The sequence below is a fragment of the Telluria beijingensis genome, from assembly GCF_030770395.1.
GTDB classification, from domain to species: domain Bacteria; phylum Pseudomonadota; class Gammaproteobacteria; order Burkholderiales; family Burkholderiaceae_D; genus Telluria; species Telluria beijingensis.
The window spans coordinates 2,772,002-2,790,436 of sequence record NZ_CP132480.1 but is presented as its reverse complement, the minus strand read 5'-3'; the positions used below and the strand labels follow the sequence as shown (position 1 = coordinate 2,790,436).

The following is an 18,435-nucleotide window of genomic DNA, read 5'->3' as shown; positions in this document are numbered from 1 at the left end:
CGCGGCAGGCATTGCCTGCCAGGGAAAGCATGAAGCAAGCGACCTTGACAGCACCCGAAGCCATCGAAGCGGCCGTCCCGCGCCTCGGCCGGCCATTCGTGCTGTGGGGCGGGGGCATCGCCCTGTCGCTGGCGGTGGGACTCCTGCTGCACGCGGTCGCGAGCGCCGCCATCGAAGACGATGCGAGGGCGCGCTTCGAGACCCTGGCGCAGGCCACGCGCGAGCGTCTCGACGCGGCGCTGGCGTCCTACGGCCGCGCGGTGCGCGCGCTGGCGGCCCTGCACGCAGCCGGCGGCGGCGAGCGGGTGCCCGACCGCGCGTCCTTCCACCGCTACGTCGCCGCGCTCGACCTGCCGTCGAACTACCCCGCCATCGAGAGCGTGACCTATGCCGCGCGGGTGAGCGGCGGGGAGCGCGGCGCATTCATCGAGGCCATGCGCGCCGACCGCAGCGTCGAGGCGCGCGGTTATCCCGATTTCACGATCTTCCCCGCCGGCCGCCGGCCCTGGTACGAGGCGATCGCCTATCAGTATCCGGCCGATAGGCCAGCCCGCCGCCTGGGCTACGACATGGCGGCCAGGCCGGCCGTGGCCAGCGCGCTGGACCGGGCGCGCGACAGTGGCGGCATCAGCGCCTCCGGCCAGCCGATCCTGGTCGACGAACCCGTACCCCATTACGTGCTCGGCGTGCGCGTGCCGGTGTACCGCGGCGGCACGCCGCCGCCGGGCATCGAAGCCCGTCGCGCAGCCTACCTCGGCTCGTTCGGGATCGCGTTCGCGGTGCATGCGCTGGTCGACAATGCCGTGCATGCGCCCGACTGGATCCCGCGCGCGGTCAGCGTCTACGGCGCCGGCGACAACGGCATCCTGCTGCATGGGCCGGACGTGCGGCGCACGCCGCATGACAAGCGTGCGCACTTCACCACCGAGCTGGACGTGGATTTCGCCGGCAGCCAATGGAAGGTGCACTTCGCGGTGCCGAAGGCGGCCATGCTGGTCGGTCCCGACGCCTGGCTGCCGGTGCTGGCGCTGGGCGCCGGCTTCCTCGGCACCCTGCTCGTGTATGGACTGTTCCTGGCCCAGTACCGCTCCCGGCGCGCCGCCGACGAGCAGCGCCTGCTGCTCGACACGGTGCTCGACAACCTGGACGCCGAGGTCTACCTGAAGGACGCGGGGCGCCGCATCCGCTACCTCAATGCCAAGGGCGCGTCCAGTATCGGACGCCCGGCGGCGGAATTGACCGGCCTGCGCGACGTCGAGACCATGGGGCGCGAAGAGGCCGATGCCGCCTGGGAGCTCGACCGCGCGGCGCTGCACGAAGGGCGGCGCAGCAGCGCCCAGGTGGCGCAGGCCGGGCCCGACGGCGCGCCGCGCCAGTTGTGGACGGTGCGGGTGCCGATGCAGGTCGACGAAGAGCCGGCGGTGCTGTGCGTGGCGACCGACGTCAGCGAGCTGCACCGCCTCAAGGCGCGCGCCGACGCCGCCAGCAAGGCCAAGAGCGACTTCTTGTCGAACATGAGCCACGAGATCCGCACGCCGATGAACAGCATCATCGGCATGACCCACCTGGCGCTGCAGGCCGCGCCGGACCCGCGCCAGCGCGATTATCTCGAAAAGATCTACCATTCGGGCCAGCACCTGCTGGGCATCATCAACGACATCCTCGACTTTTCCAAGATCGAGGCCGGCATGCTGGAACTGTCGCGGGTGTGCTTCATGCTCGACGCCCTGATGCGCAACGTCGAGGCCCAGCTGGGCACCGCGGCCGCGGCCAAGGGCCTGGGCTTCGACATCGAGATCGATCCGGTCCTGATGCGGCCCCTGTGCGGCGATTCGCTGCGGCTGGAACAGGTCTTGATCAACTTCGCCGGCAACGCCGTCAAGTTTTCCGAGCGCGGGCGGATCGTCATGCGCGCGCGCCTGGCCCATGCCTTCGGGCCCGAGGTGCTGGTGCGCTTCGAGGTCGAAGACCGCGGCATCGGCATCGAGACCGGGGCGCTGCCGCACCTGTTCACGCCCTTCCAGCAGGCCGACCAGTCGGCCACGCGGCGCCATGGCGGCACCGGCCTGGGCCTGGCCATCAGCCGCCAGCTGGCCGAGCTGATGGGCGGCGAGGTCGGCGTGAGGAGCGCCCTCGGTGTCGGCAGCACCTTCTGGTTCACGGCGCGGCTGGCGCTGGACGATGCCTCCGGCGGGCGCTCCGGGGCCGTGCTGGGCGCCGGCCTGGGCGCGGCGCCGGCCCCGTCCAGCGCCCAGCTGGACGATTGCGCGGTGCTGCTGGTCGAGGACAATCCCTTCAACCAGCAGGTCGCGCGCGAACTGCTGCAGCAGGCCGGCGCCGAGGTCGAGGTCGCGAACGACGGCCAGCAGGCGCTGGCGGCGATGGCGCGGCGCGCCTTCGACTGCGTGCTGATGGACGTGCAGATGCCGGTGATGGACGGGCTGGAAGCGACCCGCCGCATCCGCCAGGATCCAGCCCTCAGGGACACGCTGGTGGTGGCGATGACGGCCAATGCCGGCGTCGACGACCGCGCACGCTGCCTGGCCGCCGGCATGAACGAATTCCTCACCAAGCCGGTGGTGCCCGAACTGCTGGCCGCCACCATCGCGCGCGTCCTCGGCCGCACCACGGCGCCGGTGGCCGACGTCGCCGTGACCCGCCAGTCCGGGCTGGGCGAAGGCGCCGGCCCGGCTCCAGCGCTGCACGGCGAGGTGCTGGACCTGTCCAGCCTGGCCGACACGGCCGGCGGCGACCCCGGGCGCATGCGCCGCTATGCCTTCATGTTCCTCGACACCGCGCGCGAGAACCTGGCCGGGATCGACGCCGCCCTGGCCGGCGGCGACCTGACCCACACGGCAAGCCTGGCGCACCAGCTCAAATCGGCGGCGCGCGCGGTCGGCGCCGCGGGTTTCGGCGCCATCTGCGAAGACCTCGAGGCGCAGCCGAAGCGCGAGCCGCGCCTGGGGGCGGCCGGCACCGCCCAGGCCAGGGCGCTGGCGGCGCGCCTGCGCGCGCTGTTGATCCGCATCGAACGCGAAGTGTCGGCCCAGTTCGGCGCCCGCGACACCGAGGCGCGCTGAACGGGCAATGCACCTGGTTTGGCCCTACCGCGGGCGCGCCAAAAACGGTATGCTATGGCCCCGACCGTCCGAGCCACACGCATGCCTTCACCGATCACTCCCGGCCTTTTGATCCTCCATGGCAACCAGATGGAGCTGCTGCGCAGCGCCGTGTTCGACTGGCTGCGCAACCATCCCCTCGGCCCGCTGGAGCAAGAGATCTTTTTGGTGCAGTCGAACGGCGTGGCCGAATGGCTCAAGATTGCGCTGGCCGAGGAACTCGGCGTGTGCGCCGCCACCCGGGTGGCGCTGCCGGCGCGCTTCATGTGGGAAGCCTATCGCGGCATGCTGGGACGCGAGCGGGTGCCCACGCGCGCCCCGTTCGACAAGGATCCGCTCACCTGGCGCCTGATGCGCCTGCTGCCCACGCTGCTGCAGCAGGACGGCTATGAACCGCTGGCGCGCTTCCTGGCCGATGGCGACGCCGAGCGCCGCCTGCAATTGGCCGAGCGGGTGGCCGACCTGTACGACCAGTACCAGGTGTATCGCGCCGACTGGCTGGCCGACTGGGCGGCGGGCCGCGACCAGTTGCTGCGCGCCGCCGGCGATCCGGTCCCGCTGGCGCCGGACCAGCGCTGGCAAGCCTGCCTGTGGCGCGCGGTGCACGAGAGCGTGCCGGAAGAACAGCGCGCCAGCGGCCGCGCCTCCGTCCACCAGCAATTCCTGGCCGCGATCGAGGCCGGGCAGGAACCGGCCAGCCGCCTGCCGCGGCGGGTGGTGCTGTTCGGGATGTCGACCCTGCCGTACCAGACCCTGCAGGCGATCGCCGCGCTGGCGCGCCACAGCCAGGTGCTGTTCGCGGTGCCGAATCCGTGCCGCTTCTACTGGGGCGACATCATCGAGGGCCGCGACCTGCTCAAGGCCGCGCGCCGGCGCCAGCCGCAGAGAAACGGAATAGACCTGGGAGCTTACCCCCTCGAGGAACTGCACGCGCACAGCCATCCGTTGCTCGCGAGCTGGGGCCGCCAGGGTCGCGACTTCGTGCGGATGCTCGATGAATTCGACAACCAGGACCGGCGTGACGGCGACACGGCGCCGTTGAAAGTCGACCTGTTTGCCGACGACGATGGCGGCACCCTGCTGGCCCAGGCCCAGGCCGCGGTGCGCGACCTGGTGCCGCTGTCCGAGCACCCGCGGGTGCCGCCGATGCTGGATGACCGCTCGATCGAATTCCACGTGACGCACAGTGTGCAGCGCGAAGTCGAGGTGCTGCATGACCAGATGCTGTCGTGGTTCGCACAAGACCCGAGCCTGCGCCCGCGCGACGTGGTGGTGATGGTGCCGGACATCGACAGCTTCTCGCCGGCGATCCACGCCGTATTCGGCCAGTATCGCCGCCACCAGGACAAGCGCCACATCCCGTTCGAGATCGGCGACGTGCGCGACCGCAGCGTGAACCCGCTGCTGGTCTCGCTCGAATGGCTGCTGCGCCTGCCGCAGCAGCGCTGCCGCCAGAGCGAGGTGCGCGACCTGCTGGATGTGCCGGCGGTGGCGCGCCGCTTCGGCCTGGCGCCGGATGACTTGCCGACCCTGGGCCGCTGGATCGAAGGGGCCGGCGTGCGCTGGGGCCTGGACCAGGAGCACCGCAGCGGACTCGGACTGGGCATGGCCGGCGAGCAGAATGCCTGGATCTTCGGGGTGCGCCGCATGCTGCTCGGCTATGCCAGCGGCGCCGGCGCCAGCTTCGGCGACATCGAGCCGTATGCCGAAGTAGGGGGGCTGGACGCGGCGCTGGCCGGCTCGCTGGCCCAGCTGGTCGACTGCCTGCTGGACTGGCGCGCGCAGCTGGACGTGGCGCGCACCCCGGCCGAATGGGGCGTCGCGGCGCGCGAGATGCTGTCGTGCTTCTATGCCGCCAGCAGCGAGGAAGACCGCCTGACCCTGGCCGGCCTCGACGAAGGCCTGCAATGCTGGCTCGAGACCTGCGACGCGGCGGAGTTCACCGAGCCGGTGCCGCTGGCGGTGCTGCGCGAAGCCTGGCTCAATGAACTCGACCAGCCGACCCTGAACCACCAGTTCGTCTCGGGCGGCGTGACCTTCTGCACGCTGATGCCGATGCGCGCGGTGCCGTTCCGCGTGGTATGCCTGCTCGGCATGAACGACGGCGACTTCCCGCGCCGCGCGCAGCAGGCCGACTTCGACCTGCTGGCGCTGCCCGGCATGGCGCGCCCGGGCGACCGTTCGCGCCGCGACGACGACCGCTACCTGATGCTCGAGGCCCTGCTGGCGGCGCGCGACAAGTTCTACGTGAGCTGGGTGGGGCGCAACGTGCGCGACAACAGCGAACAACCGCCCTCGGTGCTGGTGGCGCAGCTGCGCGATTACCTCAAGGACGGCTGGGCCATGAAAGACCTGTCGCAGCTCACGACCGAGCACGCGCTGCAGCCGTTCAGCCGCCGCTATTTCGAGCAGGGCGGCCTGCTGAGCTATGCGGGCGAGTGGAGCGCCGCGCACAGGAGCGGCGAAGAGCGGCCCGGGCAGGACCTGCCGCCGTGCGGGATCGAGCCGGGCAGCACGCTCCGGCTGGCCGACCTGGAGAACTTCCTGCGCCAGCCCGCCGTCGATTTCTTCCGGCGCCGGCTGAACGTGGTATTCCAGAAGGACAGCCAGGTCGGCGAGGACGACGAACCGTTCGCGCTCGACGCCCTGGAGAACTATCACGTCGCCGACGCGCTGCTGGACGACAGCGGCGAGCCGGAACCGATCGACGAGGTGCGCGCCGTGCTCGAGCGGCGTGCCGAGCGCCTGGTGCGCAGCGGTGTGCTGCCGATCGGCCTGGCCGGGCGCATGCTGCAGGGGCAGCTGGTCGGCGCCCTGGTCCCGGTGCGCACCGAGTGGCTGCGCCTCGGCGCGCGCTTTCCCACCGCGGCGCCCAAGCTGGCGGTGCGGCTCGACCTGGGCGACATCGTGTTCGACGACTGGATCGACCGCCTGCGCGGCGGCGGCGAGCAGCCGGCCTGGCTGATGCAGACCGCGTCGCTGCTGCTCAAGGACGGCAAGCTGCGCGGCGACAAGCTGATCAAGTCCTGGCTGCGCCAGCTGGCCAGCGCCGCCGCCGGCAGCCCGGTGGCAGGCTACCTGGTCAGCCGCGACGCCCTGGTCGAGATGGCGCCGCTGCCGCAGGAAGCGGCGCTGCAGCAGTTGCGCGACCTGGCGCGACTGTGGCGCGCCAACCTGGATAGCCCGCTGCCGGTGGCATGCCGCACCGCGCTGGCCGAGCTGGGCGGCGGCGCGGCGCGCCCGGTGTACGAGGGCGGCAAGAACAGCCGTGGCGAAGTCGAAGACCTGTGCGTGGGGCGCCTGTGGCCCGACTTCGACGCGCTGTGCGCGGCCGGCGGCTGGCCCGAGCTGGCCCAGGAATTGTATGGACCGCTGGCCGAGTGGCTGGGCGAGTCGGTTGTCGTCACCCCATTGCAGGAGTCGTTGTCATGAGCCAGGAGCTCACCCCGCTGGACTTTCCGCTGCACGGTTCGCGCCTGATCGAGGCCTCGGCCGGCACCGGCAAGACCTGGACCATCGCCGCCCTCTACGTGCGCCTGGTGCTCGGCCATGGCGGTCCGGACGCCTTCGCGCGTCCCTTGCTGCCATCCGAGATCCTGGTAATGACCTTCACCCGCGCCGCCACCCGCGAGCTGTCGAACCGGGTGCGCGAGCGCCTGGTGCAGGCGGCCGGCTACTTCCGTGGCCAGCTGGTGCTGGACGATCCCTACCTGGCGCGCCTGCTGGAGAATTACCCCGACCAGGGCGCGCGCGACGTCGCCGGGCACCGCCTGATGCTGGCCGCCGAGACCATGGACGAAGCGGCGATCTTCACCATCGACGCCTGGTGCCAGCGCATGCTGCGCGAGCACGCGTTCGACAGCGGCAGCCTGTTCGACGAGGAACTGGTCAGCAGCGAGCAAGCCCTGTTCGAGGACGCCGCCAACGATTACTGGCGCCAGCAGGTGTACCCGCTGGACGCCGAGCAGCTGGCGCTGGTGCTGGACAGCTGGAACAACGTCGAGGCGCTCAAGACCAAAGTGCGCAAGCTGGTCGAACTGGTGCCGCTGCTGCAGGTGTCGCCCGGCGAGTCGCTGGCGCACACGATGGCGCGCGTGGCGCGCGAAGAGGCCGCGCAGCGGATCGCGCTGCGCGAAGGCTGGAGCGAGCGCGCGCTCGGGATGCAGCGCTGGATCGCCAACGAGCGCGCGCAAGCGGTCAAGCGCATCGATGGCAGGAAGCTGGCCGAAGGGAACGTCGGCGGCTGGCTGGCCAACCTGCAGGCCTGGGTCGACGACCACGCGCTGCTGGAACCCGACCTCAAGACTGGCTGGACCCGGCTGACCCCGGCCGGCATCCGTGAAGCCTGCAAGAACGGCTACGATCCGCAAGACCTGGACTGCTTTGCGGGCACCGAACAGTTGCGGCGCGACCTCGATGCGCTGGTGCTGGTGCCGCACGCGATGCTGGCCCATGCCGCCTTCCACATCGGCCAGCGCATGCAGGAGCTCAAGCGCCGCAGCCGCCAGTTCGGCTTCGCCGACATGCTGCAGCGGCTCAAGACGGCGCTCGAAGGCGAGAACGGCGCGGCGCTGCGCCAGCGCATCGTCGGCCAGTACCCGGTGGCGCTGGTCGACGAATTCCAGGACACCTCGCCCGACCAGTACCGCATCTTCGACCTGCTGTACCGGGTCGAAGACAACGATCCGCAGCAGGGCCTGTTCCTGATCGGCGACCCGAAGCAGTCGATCTATGGTTTCCGCGGCGCCGACATCCACAGCTACCTGGCGGCGCGCCGGGCCACCACCGGCCGCCACTACAAGCTCGGCACCAACTACCGCTCGACCCGCGCGCTGGTGGCCGCGGTCAACCGCGTGTTCGCGTTCGCCGAGGAGAGCCAGGTGCATCCCGGCCATGCGGCGGGCGCCTTCCGCTTCCGCGACGGCGACGTCAATCCGCTGCCGTTCGAACCGGTCAAGGCCAACGACCACCGGCGCCGGCTGGTCGGGGTGGCCGAACCCTACCAGGCGCTGGCCATGTGCCTGAACAGCCAGCAAGACCTGGGCGTCGACGAGTACCGCGGCTTCTTCGCCCGCCACTGCGCCGAGCATATTGTGCGCTTGCTGAACGACGAGCGGGTCGGCTTCGAGGACGAGCAGGACGGCCAGGTCAGTTTCGAGCGCCTGAAACCGGCCGACATCGCGATCCTGGTGCGCACCGGCGACGAGGCGAGCGCGGTGCGCAAGGCGCTGGCGCGACGCAAGGTGCCGAGCGTCTACCTGTCCGACAAGGATTCGGTGCTGCAGAGCGACGAAGCGCGCGACGTGCTGCGCTGGCTGCAGGCGGTGGCCACGCCCCTCGACGGCGCGCTGGCGCGGGCCGCCTTCGCCACCGGCTCGGCCGGCCTGGAACTGGCAGCGCTGGCGCGCCTGGCGCTTGATGAGGTGGAGTGGGAGCAGCGGATCGAGCAGCTCAAGGGCCTGCACGTGGTCTGGCAGCGCCAGGGCGTGCTGGCGATGCTGCGCCGCTTCATCCACCTGCTGGAACTGCCGGCGCGCCTGCTGCGCGCGCCGGGCGGAGAGCGCAGCCTGACCAACCTGCTGCACCTGGCCGAGCTGCTGCAGGAGGCGAGCGGCCAGCTCGAAGGCGAGCAGGCCCTGGTGCGCTGGTTCGCGGAACAGATCGAATCCGGTGGCGACGGCGACGACGAGCGCGTGCTGCGCCTGGAGAGCGACGCCCAGCTGGTCAAGGTGGTCACGGTGTACAAGTCGAAGGGCCTGGAGTATCCGCTGGTCTACCTGCCGTTCGGCGTGAGCCTGCGCCCGACCAAACGCCGCGATCCCTATTTCCACTACGCCGACGCCGATGGCGCGCGCCGCCTGGACTTCGCGCGCACCGAGGCGTCGCTGGAAGCGGTCGACCGCGCGCGCCTGGAAGAAGACCTGCGCCTGCTGTACGTGGCGCTGACCCGGGCGCGCCACTTCATGTGGCTGGGCGCGGCCGGCGTGACGTTCACCCGCGAGAAGGGCAATTCGCTGCACCTGTCCGCGCTCGGTTACCTGCTGCGCGGCGGCGAACGCATGACGTCGGCCGAATTGCACGCCCATGCCGGCGTGCTGCGCGGCGACCTCGAGGCCATCGTGGTGCACGAGCTGGAGCCGGATGACGGCGTCACGCTGCTGTCGCGCCATGACGTCCAGCCCGAACTCGACGCGCCGCGCGTGTATGACGCCGAGTTCGAGCGCGACTGGTCGGTCGGCTCGTTCACCTCGATCACCCGCCATACGGTGGCTTCGTCGACCCCGGTCCCGATGCGGGCCTCGGCCCAGACCCTGCTCGAGGAAGCGCCGCAAGTGGCGACGCCGCCGCGCATCGAGGACGCGCCGTGGCACCGCTTCCCGCGCGGCTCGAAGCCCGGCAACTTCATGCACGAGCTGCTCGAAGGGCTGGCGCGCGACGGTTTCGACTGCCTCGACAAGCCGGATGGCGAAGCGCGTGTGGTCAGGGATATCACGCGCAAGGGATGGGATAACCACCTGGCCGATACGCTGGCCTGGCTGCGCGCGATCGTCGACACGCCGCTGCCGCCCCTGAATGCCGCCCTGCGCGATCTGGAAGGCGTCCTGTCCGAGATGGAATTCTGGTTCCCCAGCCAGCACCTGGACCTGAAGCGGCTGGACGATCTGTGCAGCAGTCGCCTGCTGGGCGGGATCGAGCGTCCGCGGCTGCCCGAGCGTGAGTTGCATGGGATGTTGAAGGGCTTCGCCGACCTGGTGTTCGAACACGAGGGCCGCTACTGGGTGCTCGACTACAAGTCGAACGCGCTGGGGCCCAACGATGCGGCCTATACCCGCGCCGCGATGGAGGCGGGGATGGCCGAGCACCGCTACGAGATCCAGGGCAGCATCTATCTGCTGGCCCTGCACCGCCTGCTGCGCGCGCGCCTGGGCGAGGCCTACGAGCCCGAATACCAGCTGGGCGGGGCGGTCTTCATGTTCCTGCGCGGGATCGCCAACCCGGACACGCGCGGCTGCTGCGTGCTGGCGCCCGACCTGGAACTGCTGGACGAACTGGAACGATTGCTGGACAAGGAAGAGCATGCCGAAGGTTGACGCGAATATCGATCTCTTGTGGGGCGAAATCGGGCGCTTGAGCGAGGAGGGCGAGCTGCGCCGCCTCTCCGGCGCCTTCGCGCGCTTCATCGCCCAGCTGGGCGCCGCGCCGGCGCCGCTGGTGCTGGCGGCGGCAGTGCTGTCCGAACTCGAAGGCCATGGCCACAGCTGCCTGCAGCTGTCCGACCTGGCCGCCGGCCCGGCCGCGCTGCTGGGCTGGAGCGAGGAACAGTGGGCGCAACTGGCGGCCGCCGCCGCGCCGCTGCCAAAGGGGGCAACAGGCTGGCGCAAGCTGCTGGCCGGCTGCGAGCAGGTGTGGGATCGCGAGGAATTCGACTACGACCAGCCCCTGGTGCTCGACGGCGAGCGGCTCTACCTGCGCCGCTACTGGCGCGACGAGACGCACGTGGCGGACAACGTGCGCTCGCGCGCCGCCAGCGTGCATGCGGTGGACGAGGCGCTGGTGCGCGGCTGGCTCGATCGCCTGTTCGATGCCCAGCCCGATGCGGACGGCCCGGACTGGCAGAAGCTGGCCTGCGCGGCCGCGGTGCGCGGTTCGCTGGCGATCATCACCGGCGGCCCCGGCACCGGCAAGACGTACACCGTGGCGCGCCTGCTGGCGCTGCTGTTCGCGATCGCGCCCGATGCCGGGCAGCGGCGCGTGGCCCTGGCCGCACCGACCGGCAAGGCCGCCGCGCGCCTGAAGCAGTCGATCGACAAGGCTTTGGGCGAGCTGGCCGACCGGGTCGGCGCCGCGCTGCCGCTGCGCGAGCTGACGGCGCGCATGGGCGCGGCCCGCACCCTGCACAGCCTGCTCGGCGCCCGGCCCGACACCCGCGCCTTCCGCCACCACCGCGGCAACCCGCTCGAGGTCGACGTGCTGATCGTCGACGAAGCCTCGATGGTGCACCTGGAGATGATGGCCAGCCTGCTCGACGCACTGCCGCCTACCGCCACCCTGATCCTGCTGGGCGACAAGGATCAACTGGCGTCGGTGGAGGCGGGCGCCGTGCTGGGCGACCTGTGCCACGACGCCCACGAAGGTCGCTACGACGCGGCGACGGTGGCCTATGTCGAACGGGCCAGCGGCGAGACGATTCCCGCGGCCTACCGCGCCGACGGCGGCGCATTGGCCCAGCAGACCGTGATGCTGCGCCGCAGCCGCCGCTTCGGCGGGCCGATTGGCCAGCTGGCGCTGGCGGTGAATGCCGGCGACGAGGCGCGCGTGGAAGACATCCTGCGCGCCGGCGGCGGCGACGTGCACTGGATGGAGCACGCGCAGCAGGCGCAGGTCCTGCAGCTGGCGCAGGCCGGCTATGCGCCCTACCTGGAACTGCTGCGCGCCGGCGCGCAGGGCGGCGACCATGAAGACTGGGTGAGAAGGGTGCTGCGCAGCTTCGAGACCTTCCGCATCCTGTGCGCGGTGCGGGACGGCGAGTGGGGCGTGACGGGCCTGAACGAGGCGATCGAGAAGCGGCTGGCGGCGCAGGGCCTGCTGCGCCACGGCGCCGAGTGGTATGTGGGACGGCCGGTGATGGTGACCCGCAACGATTACGCGACCGGCGTGTTCAACGGCGACATCGGCATCGCGCTGCCCGATCCGGCGCGTCCCGGCGCGCCGCGCGTGTACTTCCTGGAAGGAGACGCCGTGCGCAGCGTGCTGGCCTCGCGCCTGCGCAATGTGGAGACGGCGTTCGCGATGACGGTCCACAAATCGCAGGGTTCGGAGTTCCGCCACACGGTGCTGGCGCTGCCGCGCGAGGGCAATGCGGTGCTCACGCGCGAACTGGTCTACACCGGCATCACGCGCGCCAGCAAGGAATTCACGCTGGTGACGCCGAACGGCGACGTGCTGCGCGAGGCGATCGCGCGGCGAACCTATCGCACCAGCGGCTTGCGCTCACTGGTGGCTTGAGACGGCTGCTGCATCGTGCAGCAGGTTGAAGAACGTGCCGCGCAGGCGATACTGCCCGTCCTCGATCTTCCAGTAGTGCTGCCCCCCGGCGGACGCCAGGTAGGCCATGCGCCGCTCGAGCCGCTCGGCGCCGAGGGGCGACTTCGAGATCACGTAGCGGAAGGCGCCGTCCGGCGCCAGGATCACGGTGCAGCCGCCATAGGTCTGCACCGTGACGCCGTCCGCGGTCCGGCTGCGGCAGGCCTGCACCACCTCGGCCACCAGGTCGAACACGATCTGGCCATCGGGCCCGACGCGGCGCGCGGTGCGGATCGAGGTGACAGCGGGCAGGTCGATGCTGCCCGGCGCGAAGCCGGGGGCGCCTTGCGGCAGCAGGCCGAATTCATGGGCGACGTCTGGCCGCGTGACGTAGTCGCCAAGCACGTCGGCCTGGCGCCGCAGCTCCTTGTCGCAGGCAGGGCAGCCGGGATCGCCGTCGAAGCGCAGCTCGCCGAAGCTGAGCATGGCCAGCGGCGGGTGTTGCATCCGGGGCGGGTTCCACAGCAGCGCCGATTCGGAGAGGTTGTGCACGCCGCGCGGCAGGATCTCGCGGCGCAGGAAGGCGTCGATCAGGGCTTCGCGGTAGCACCAGGGATCGTCGGGCACCAGGTCGTGGTCGGCGGTGATCAACGCCCGCAGGTATTCGCCCAGCCGGATATCGACCGGCGGGCAGTAGTCGATGGCGCGGATGACCAGCACCTGGAACTGGCTGGCCAGCTCGCTGATCTTGTCGGCCAGGATGTCGGCCAGGTCGGGCGGGATCTCGCCGGCCGGGAGCACCCCGGTGCCGCCGGTGGCGAGCCGCAGGTAGCGCGCGGCCTTGCGCCGGTACACCACCAGGAAGGCCTCGAACACGGCGGCCACCAGTACCGCGCCCAGCGCATGCGGCTCCAGCTGTTCGTCGTAGCGTAGCGGCGGATCGGCGTCGATCGCATCGCGCAAGGGGCCGTGGCGGCCGATGGCGTAGCCGAGCTGGCGTGCCAGCTCGGCCAGCGACGAGGCCTGGTCCAGCGCGCCGCGCGCGCGGCAGATGGCGCCGCGCACCAGCTCGCGGTAGCCGAGGCGCTGGAAGATCGCCACGAGGTCGGCGATCGCTTCGTGAAAGGCCGCCACGTCGGGACCGCTCGGAATCGAGAAATTGCTGCGCATGCCGTCGAGGATCGCATGGGTGGCTTCATGCGCGATGACGTCGTGCGACAGGCAACTGAACACGTATTCGCCGGGCAGCATCCGGATCGCCCCCTTGAGGTCGGGCGCCCTGTCGTAGCCGAAGCGCAGAGAACCTTGCACCTTGTCGTAGTGCGCGTTCATCCCGCGAAACGCGTGGGGCTGCAGCCAGAGCCGGTTGGCGTCCTGGGCGCGCTCGAAACCCCAGGTCGGCTCGCGTCCCAGGGCCACCCGGAACGCGGCGTACACATTCGAGCAGACCGCGTACACCATCTGCTGGTGGAAGCGCACGTCCGACGGCGCCGGCTCGTAGCCCCGGCCCAGCAGCGCATACGGCGCGTCGAGGTCGGCGCGCACGTAATCCTCCCCGGTGCTGGGATCGTGGCTGTCGACCCTGAACAGGCGGCCTTCGGGCCCGGGCGCCAGGCGTTCGTACGGCACGTTGACCGTAGTGATCGCGCCTTCGAGCCGCGACGCGCTGGGATCCGAGGTATAGATGCGCAGCGGCCGGTACAGCGGTTGCTCGCGCGGCGGGGGCGGGGCGCGCGTGATCGTGCGCGCGATGTTCGGCCCCAGCACATGGCGCCGTTGTGGCGGGGTCGCTTGCGCCGAGGCGGCCAGCCCCAATGCGGCTGCCGCGCCGCCATCGCGCGATTGCGCCACGCTGGCGACGGGGCGCGCGGTGGAAGCCGGCTGGATTCCGCCCTCGTTCATCGTGCTAGACCTTCAGCGGCCGGGCGGCATCGGCGCTCTCGCGCAGATACTGGCTCGCTACCTCGGCGCGTTCACGCGCGGTGAGCATCGCCGTGAGCGCGCGTCCGCCGGCCGGAACGGGCCGGGCCGAAGGGCATATCGGCAGCAGCAGGGCGGCCGCGCGCATATTGTCGCTGCTATACAGCTTGGCATGCTGGCGCGGCGACGGGCCGAAGGCCTGGGTGATGCGATCGGCGAAGGCCGCATTGCTGATCCCGGCCGTGCCCTGGCCAAGGACTTGCAAGGCGTGGCGCGTGAAATCGCCGTGGCCGTCGCTTTCCAGCGCGAGCTCGCTCGACAGGCAAGCCGAGAACACCACGTCGCGCATGGCATCGAGGCTGCCGACCGCGGCGCCGCGCGTCATCGTGGCGCGGCGCCGGCCCACGAAGTTCGCAATCAGGCTGCGGTCGGCGGGAATGAAGCGCGCCCGCGTGCCGGCCGGCTTCGCGGCTCCCGGCCTGCCGAAGGCGAAGCGGGTGATGGTGCCGGAGTGACAGCAGTCGAAGAAGCAGGTCAGGTTGACGCATTCCGGCAGCCGCTCGAAGATTGCCCGGATGTCGTCGTCGATCAGCAGCTCGCCGCTCGCGTAGTCGTGCGGGCACAAGGCCTCGTCTTCGCCCGGCGTGTCGCCGCCCTGTTCATCGCCGTCGAGGTCGGGCACCTGCGTCCCGTGGCCGGCGAACTGGAACACGATCACGTCGCCGGCCTCGCTCCGCTCCACCAGCGCCGTCAGGTGGCGCACGATCGCGACCCGCGTCGCCTGGTGGTCGAGCAGCAGCTGCGGCATCTCGAAGCCCAGCCGCGCCAGGGCGCCGGCCCAGGCCCGCGCATCGTTGACGCAGCCGGCCAGCGGTGCGGTGGGGTAGTCGTCGATGCCGACGCATAGTGCGGTGCGCCGGCCGCCGCCGTTGCCTGCGGCCGAAGGCTGCCACAGGGGCTGCACTGCAGGCTGGGGAGGGTAGACGCCAGCGAACGGCGATTCATTGACCGCCGGCGGCGGGTCGGGCAGCGCGAAGTTCGGCAGTTCGAATCCGTGCTCGGCCAGGGTGTCGGCCCACACATCGGCCGGCGTGCGCCAGGGATTGGCCGCTTGCCTGGAGCGCGGCAACTCGGCGATGGCGCCGGTGTCGAACTTGCCGAGCACGCGGCGGGCGATGCTGCCCATCGTGGCAGGATCGTCGTCGAAGCCGCCATGGGTCCGGGAGCGGCTGGCGCTGTCCCCGCGCTCGAGGCCATTGTCGGACCAGATCACGGTGGCGGCGCCCTGGCCGCCATCGAGACCGAACAGCTGCCGCAGGCCGGCATCGGCGAGCACGCTGCGTTCCAGGCCGAGGATCGGCTCGTGCCGTTCGGGCTCGAGGCCGTAGTGGATCAGGTACAGCAGCGATTTGCGGTACACCCTGCCGCAATCGTCGTCTTTTTCGAACCTGTCTTCCATCGTGTACATCGTCATTGAGTCGATGCCCATGCCGGCGCCGATGCGATGCTGCAACTGTTGGCGGAACAGGTCGACCCTGACGGCGGGCGCCATCAGGTGCAGGCTGTCGAATTTCGGCACGCCCCGCTGCAGCGCGCACGGGATGAACCAGGCGTGGAAGATCGAACCGGCGCTATGTCCGCAGGCGTGGACCTCGATGTCCTGGTGCGCCTTGCACAGAGCGGCCAGTCTGTCGGCGACGTACCAGGCCCCGCCCGGCGTCATGCCGTCGGCCATGGCGGCGCCGCCCACGGCATTGGGTGAAGACGACTGCTGGGCGCTCCACTTCATCGCGTTCCAGATCTGGACACCGCCGGCGCGGTGCACGAAGGCTTCGATCACGGGGTCACTGACGTGGTCCGAAAAGAAGTTGCGGGCCTCGAGGTCGCGGCTGCGGCCGGCCCGTTCCAGCATCTGGCCCAGGGTCTCGACCAGGCCGGTCTCCCAGACGAAGTGGATCGGGTAGATGTCGTTCGCGGACCACCACTTGACCAGTTCCGCGGTCTTGGCCAGGGCGCTCTCCTCGCTGTTCAGGCCCCCGTGGGCATACAGCATGAGCTTGAGCGTGCGGCCCTTTTTCCTTGCGGCCTCCAGGGCGGCAGGCAGGTGGGTGTCGAAGATCGCATCGACGTCCTGCATCGTGGTCGTCCATTCCCCGCTCGACGAAAACAGGCCCATGCGCAGGTTGACGACGTGCGGGCGCAGGGCTTTTATTGCGGTGTACCCGAGGCCGCGCGCGCCATCGCCGCGCGCTTCTTCTACTTCGGGGTGGCCATCGCGATGCAGGCAGGGTTCGGCGTCGTACGGGTCGACGCTGTTCACTGTAGCGCGCTGCAGGCTCTCGATCGACTCGTCGACGACGTCGCGCAGGATGATCTGCCCGGGCTGGGGCGCGCCGCCAGGACGCGCCGCGCCGCGCGGCTTGCCGATGATCCGTGTATGGCACTGCGTGACTTCGCTCAGCGTCGTCTGGTAGTCGATGCCAGAGCCCGGACAGGTCTTGGACGACATCATATTATGCAGCTGCAGGGTCCCCGGAGAGAGCCCGAAGCGGTGCTGGACACGCGCGATTACTTCGTAGGCAGCGTCGCGCTGCGCGCCTTGAAACGGATCTTTGCCGTCGTCGAAGTCGCCGATCATCTCGAACATGAACGGGCCGGCCTGCGCATTGCCGTTATGGCCGGCGGCGCTGGCTGGCGGGCGGTTCCAGTCACGGCCCAGCCAGATGGCGCCGTCCGGCGCGATCGTCAGGTGCTGGGCGATGTCCGACCAGCCGTTCTGCTGCGTGTGATAGCGCCACATCGCCAGGATCGAGTCATGCCCGCGATACTGCGCATGATTCGGACGCCAGGTGTGGTGCATGTGCACGGCGTTGATCTTGCGCTTGAACGGAAACTTCGCCAGCAGTTCGGCGAATTGTTCCAGGGTGATCTTCTTGAACGGGGCGGGCATGGCGTCTCCTTCGGTTGGGAATACAGCGCCGCTAAACGGCGAGCTGAAGCGCGCAAATCGAATTCGTCGTGTGACCGTGCAATATTAGTCTCACTTTTTTGAGTAATATTAAGGCAACGTAAATATACCTATTCCGTTGCAAAAACTGCACGATGAGGCTGCTACGTCTTCCGGGAGATTGTCAACCGCGTGACTGGTGTGGGTGGATGAAGCGGCTGGAAAAGAGAAAGGGGCCTTGCGGCCCCCTTCGGATACATCGTGGCGATGCGCTCAGTCGCGGCGCTTGCGCGTGGCCTTGACCTTGGCCGAGGTGCGTTTCTTTGTCGCCTTGGCCTTGCTGTTCTTCGACTTGGCGCGGGCCTTGGCCTTCGAGCCACCGGCGCTGGCCTTGATGCGCGGGCCGCCCGCGGCGCGCGCCACCCTGGCCACCGGCTCGTCGCCGGTGATGAAACGGCGGATATTGAGCGCGTCCATCACGCGCGCCGACGAGGCGCTGGCATTGAGCAGCACCAGGGTCGCCTTCTTGCCGGCGGCGGTGATGTTCATGATCAGGCAGCGGCCGGCTTCGTTGGTGAAGCCGGTTTTCGACAGGCCGACGTCCCAGCCCTTGGCGCCGACCAGGCGGTTGGTATTGCGGTACTCGACGCCGCGGCCGTTGATGTCGATGATTTCCTTGGTCTCGGTCGTCATGCGGACGATTTCCGGATAGCGCTGCGAGGCGGCCGCCATCTTGACCAGGTCGCCCGCATTCGAGCGGTTGTGGGGCGACAGGCCGGTCGGTTCCTCGATCTCGGTCTGGGTCATGCCCAGCGCCTGGATCTTGCGGCGCACGGCGGCCTTGAAGCCTTCCTTGCCGCCTGGGAAGGTGCGGGCGAGGGCGGCGGCGGCGCGGTTGTCCGACGACATCAGGGCCAGGTGCAGCACGTCGCGGCGCGCGATGCTGGCGCCGACCGGCACCCGCGAGCTGCTGAATTTCACGCGGTCGACGTCTTCACGGTCGATCTCGATCTGCTCGTCCATGTCGAGCTTGGCGTCGAGCACGACCATCGCCGTCATCAGCTTGGTGAGCGAGGCAATCGGCATCACGGCATCGGCGTTCTTCTCGAGCAGTATCTTGCCGGTTTCGTCGTCGACCACGAGCACCGACTGCGAACCGAACGGCACGGCGAATGCCGCAGCCGACATCGTCATCAGGACCGTTGCTAACAGTTTCTTGATCATTCTTTTGTCTGGGATTGGGTGGAGGTTGAATGCCAGCGCGCCACTAGGCGCGAGATCAACATCTATCTCTAGGGCAACTAGAGTATGGACAATAGCATTTAGGCGAGCTGCATGTCTATGGCGCACAAGCAAATTCCCCTATGGGAAGCCATTCTTTCGCAGAAATGTGACGTCTTTGGTGGCAAGGATTAACAACTGATG

At 69.8% G+C, this 18,435-nt stretch carries 7 protein-coding genes; 4 read left to right on the top strand and 3 right to left on the bottom strand.

Annotation, left to right across the window (positions count from 1 at the left end; translation table 11 throughout):
* Positions 1-29 precede the first annotated feature (29 nt).
* From Q9246_RS12415 to recD, 4 genes are all read left to right on the top strand, one after another.
* Positions 30-3,080, top strand: a complete 3,051-nt coding sequence (locus Q9246_RS12415) for a CHASE domain-containing protein (RefSeq protein ID WP_306397848.1) — start codon at positions 30-32, stop codon at positions 3,078-3,080.
* A gap of 81 nt (positions 3,081-3,161) precedes the next feature.
* Positions 3,162-6,551: an exodeoxyribonuclease V subunit gamma gene (recC, locus tag Q9246_RS12410; protein ID WP_306397847.1), complete on the top strand. Its 3,390-nt coding sequence runs from the start codon at positions 3,162-3,164 to the stop codon at positions 6,549-6,551.
* Entirely contained in the window at positions 6,548-10,210 is a 3,663-nt protein-coding gene (recB, locus tag Q9246_RS12405) for an exodeoxyribonuclease V subunit beta (RefSeq protein ID WP_306397846.1), read from the top strand. Before recC ends, recB begins: the two co-directional genes overlap by 4 nt.
* Positions 10,197-12,125, top strand: coding sequence for an exodeoxyribonuclease V subunit alpha (recD, locus tag Q9246_RS12400; protein WP_306397844.1), 1,929 nt, complete (start codon positions 10,197-10,199; stop codon positions 12,123-12,125). The genes recB and recD overlap by 14 nt, the downstream gene beginning before the upstream one ends.
* Here recD and Q9246_RS12395 read toward each other — a convergent pair.
* The 3 genes from Q9246_RS12395 to Q9246_RS12385 form a co-directional block, all read right to left on the bottom strand.
* Positions 12,111-14,045: a gluzincin family metallopeptidase gene (locus Q9246_RS12395; RefSeq protein ID WP_306397843.1), complete on the bottom strand. Its 1,935-nt coding sequence runs from the start codon at positions 14,043-14,045 to the stop codon at positions 12,111-12,113. The two genes, recD and Q9246_RS12395, sit on opposite strands and share 15 nt — an antisense overlap.
* Before the next feature lie 4 nt (positions 14,046-14,049).
* Positions 14,050-17,013, bottom strand: a complete 2,964-nt coding sequence (locus Q9246_RS12390; protein ID WP_306397842.1) for a caspase family protein — start codon at positions 17,011-17,013, stop codon at positions 14,050-14,052.
* Between the two features lie 270 nt (positions 17,014-17,283).
* Positions 17,284-18,234, bottom strand: coding sequence for a serine hydrolase (locus tag Q9246_RS12385; RefSeq protein ID WP_306397841.1), 951 nt, complete (start codon positions 18,232-18,234; stop codon positions 17,284-17,286).
* Positions 18,235-18,435: the final 201 nt, after the last annotated feature.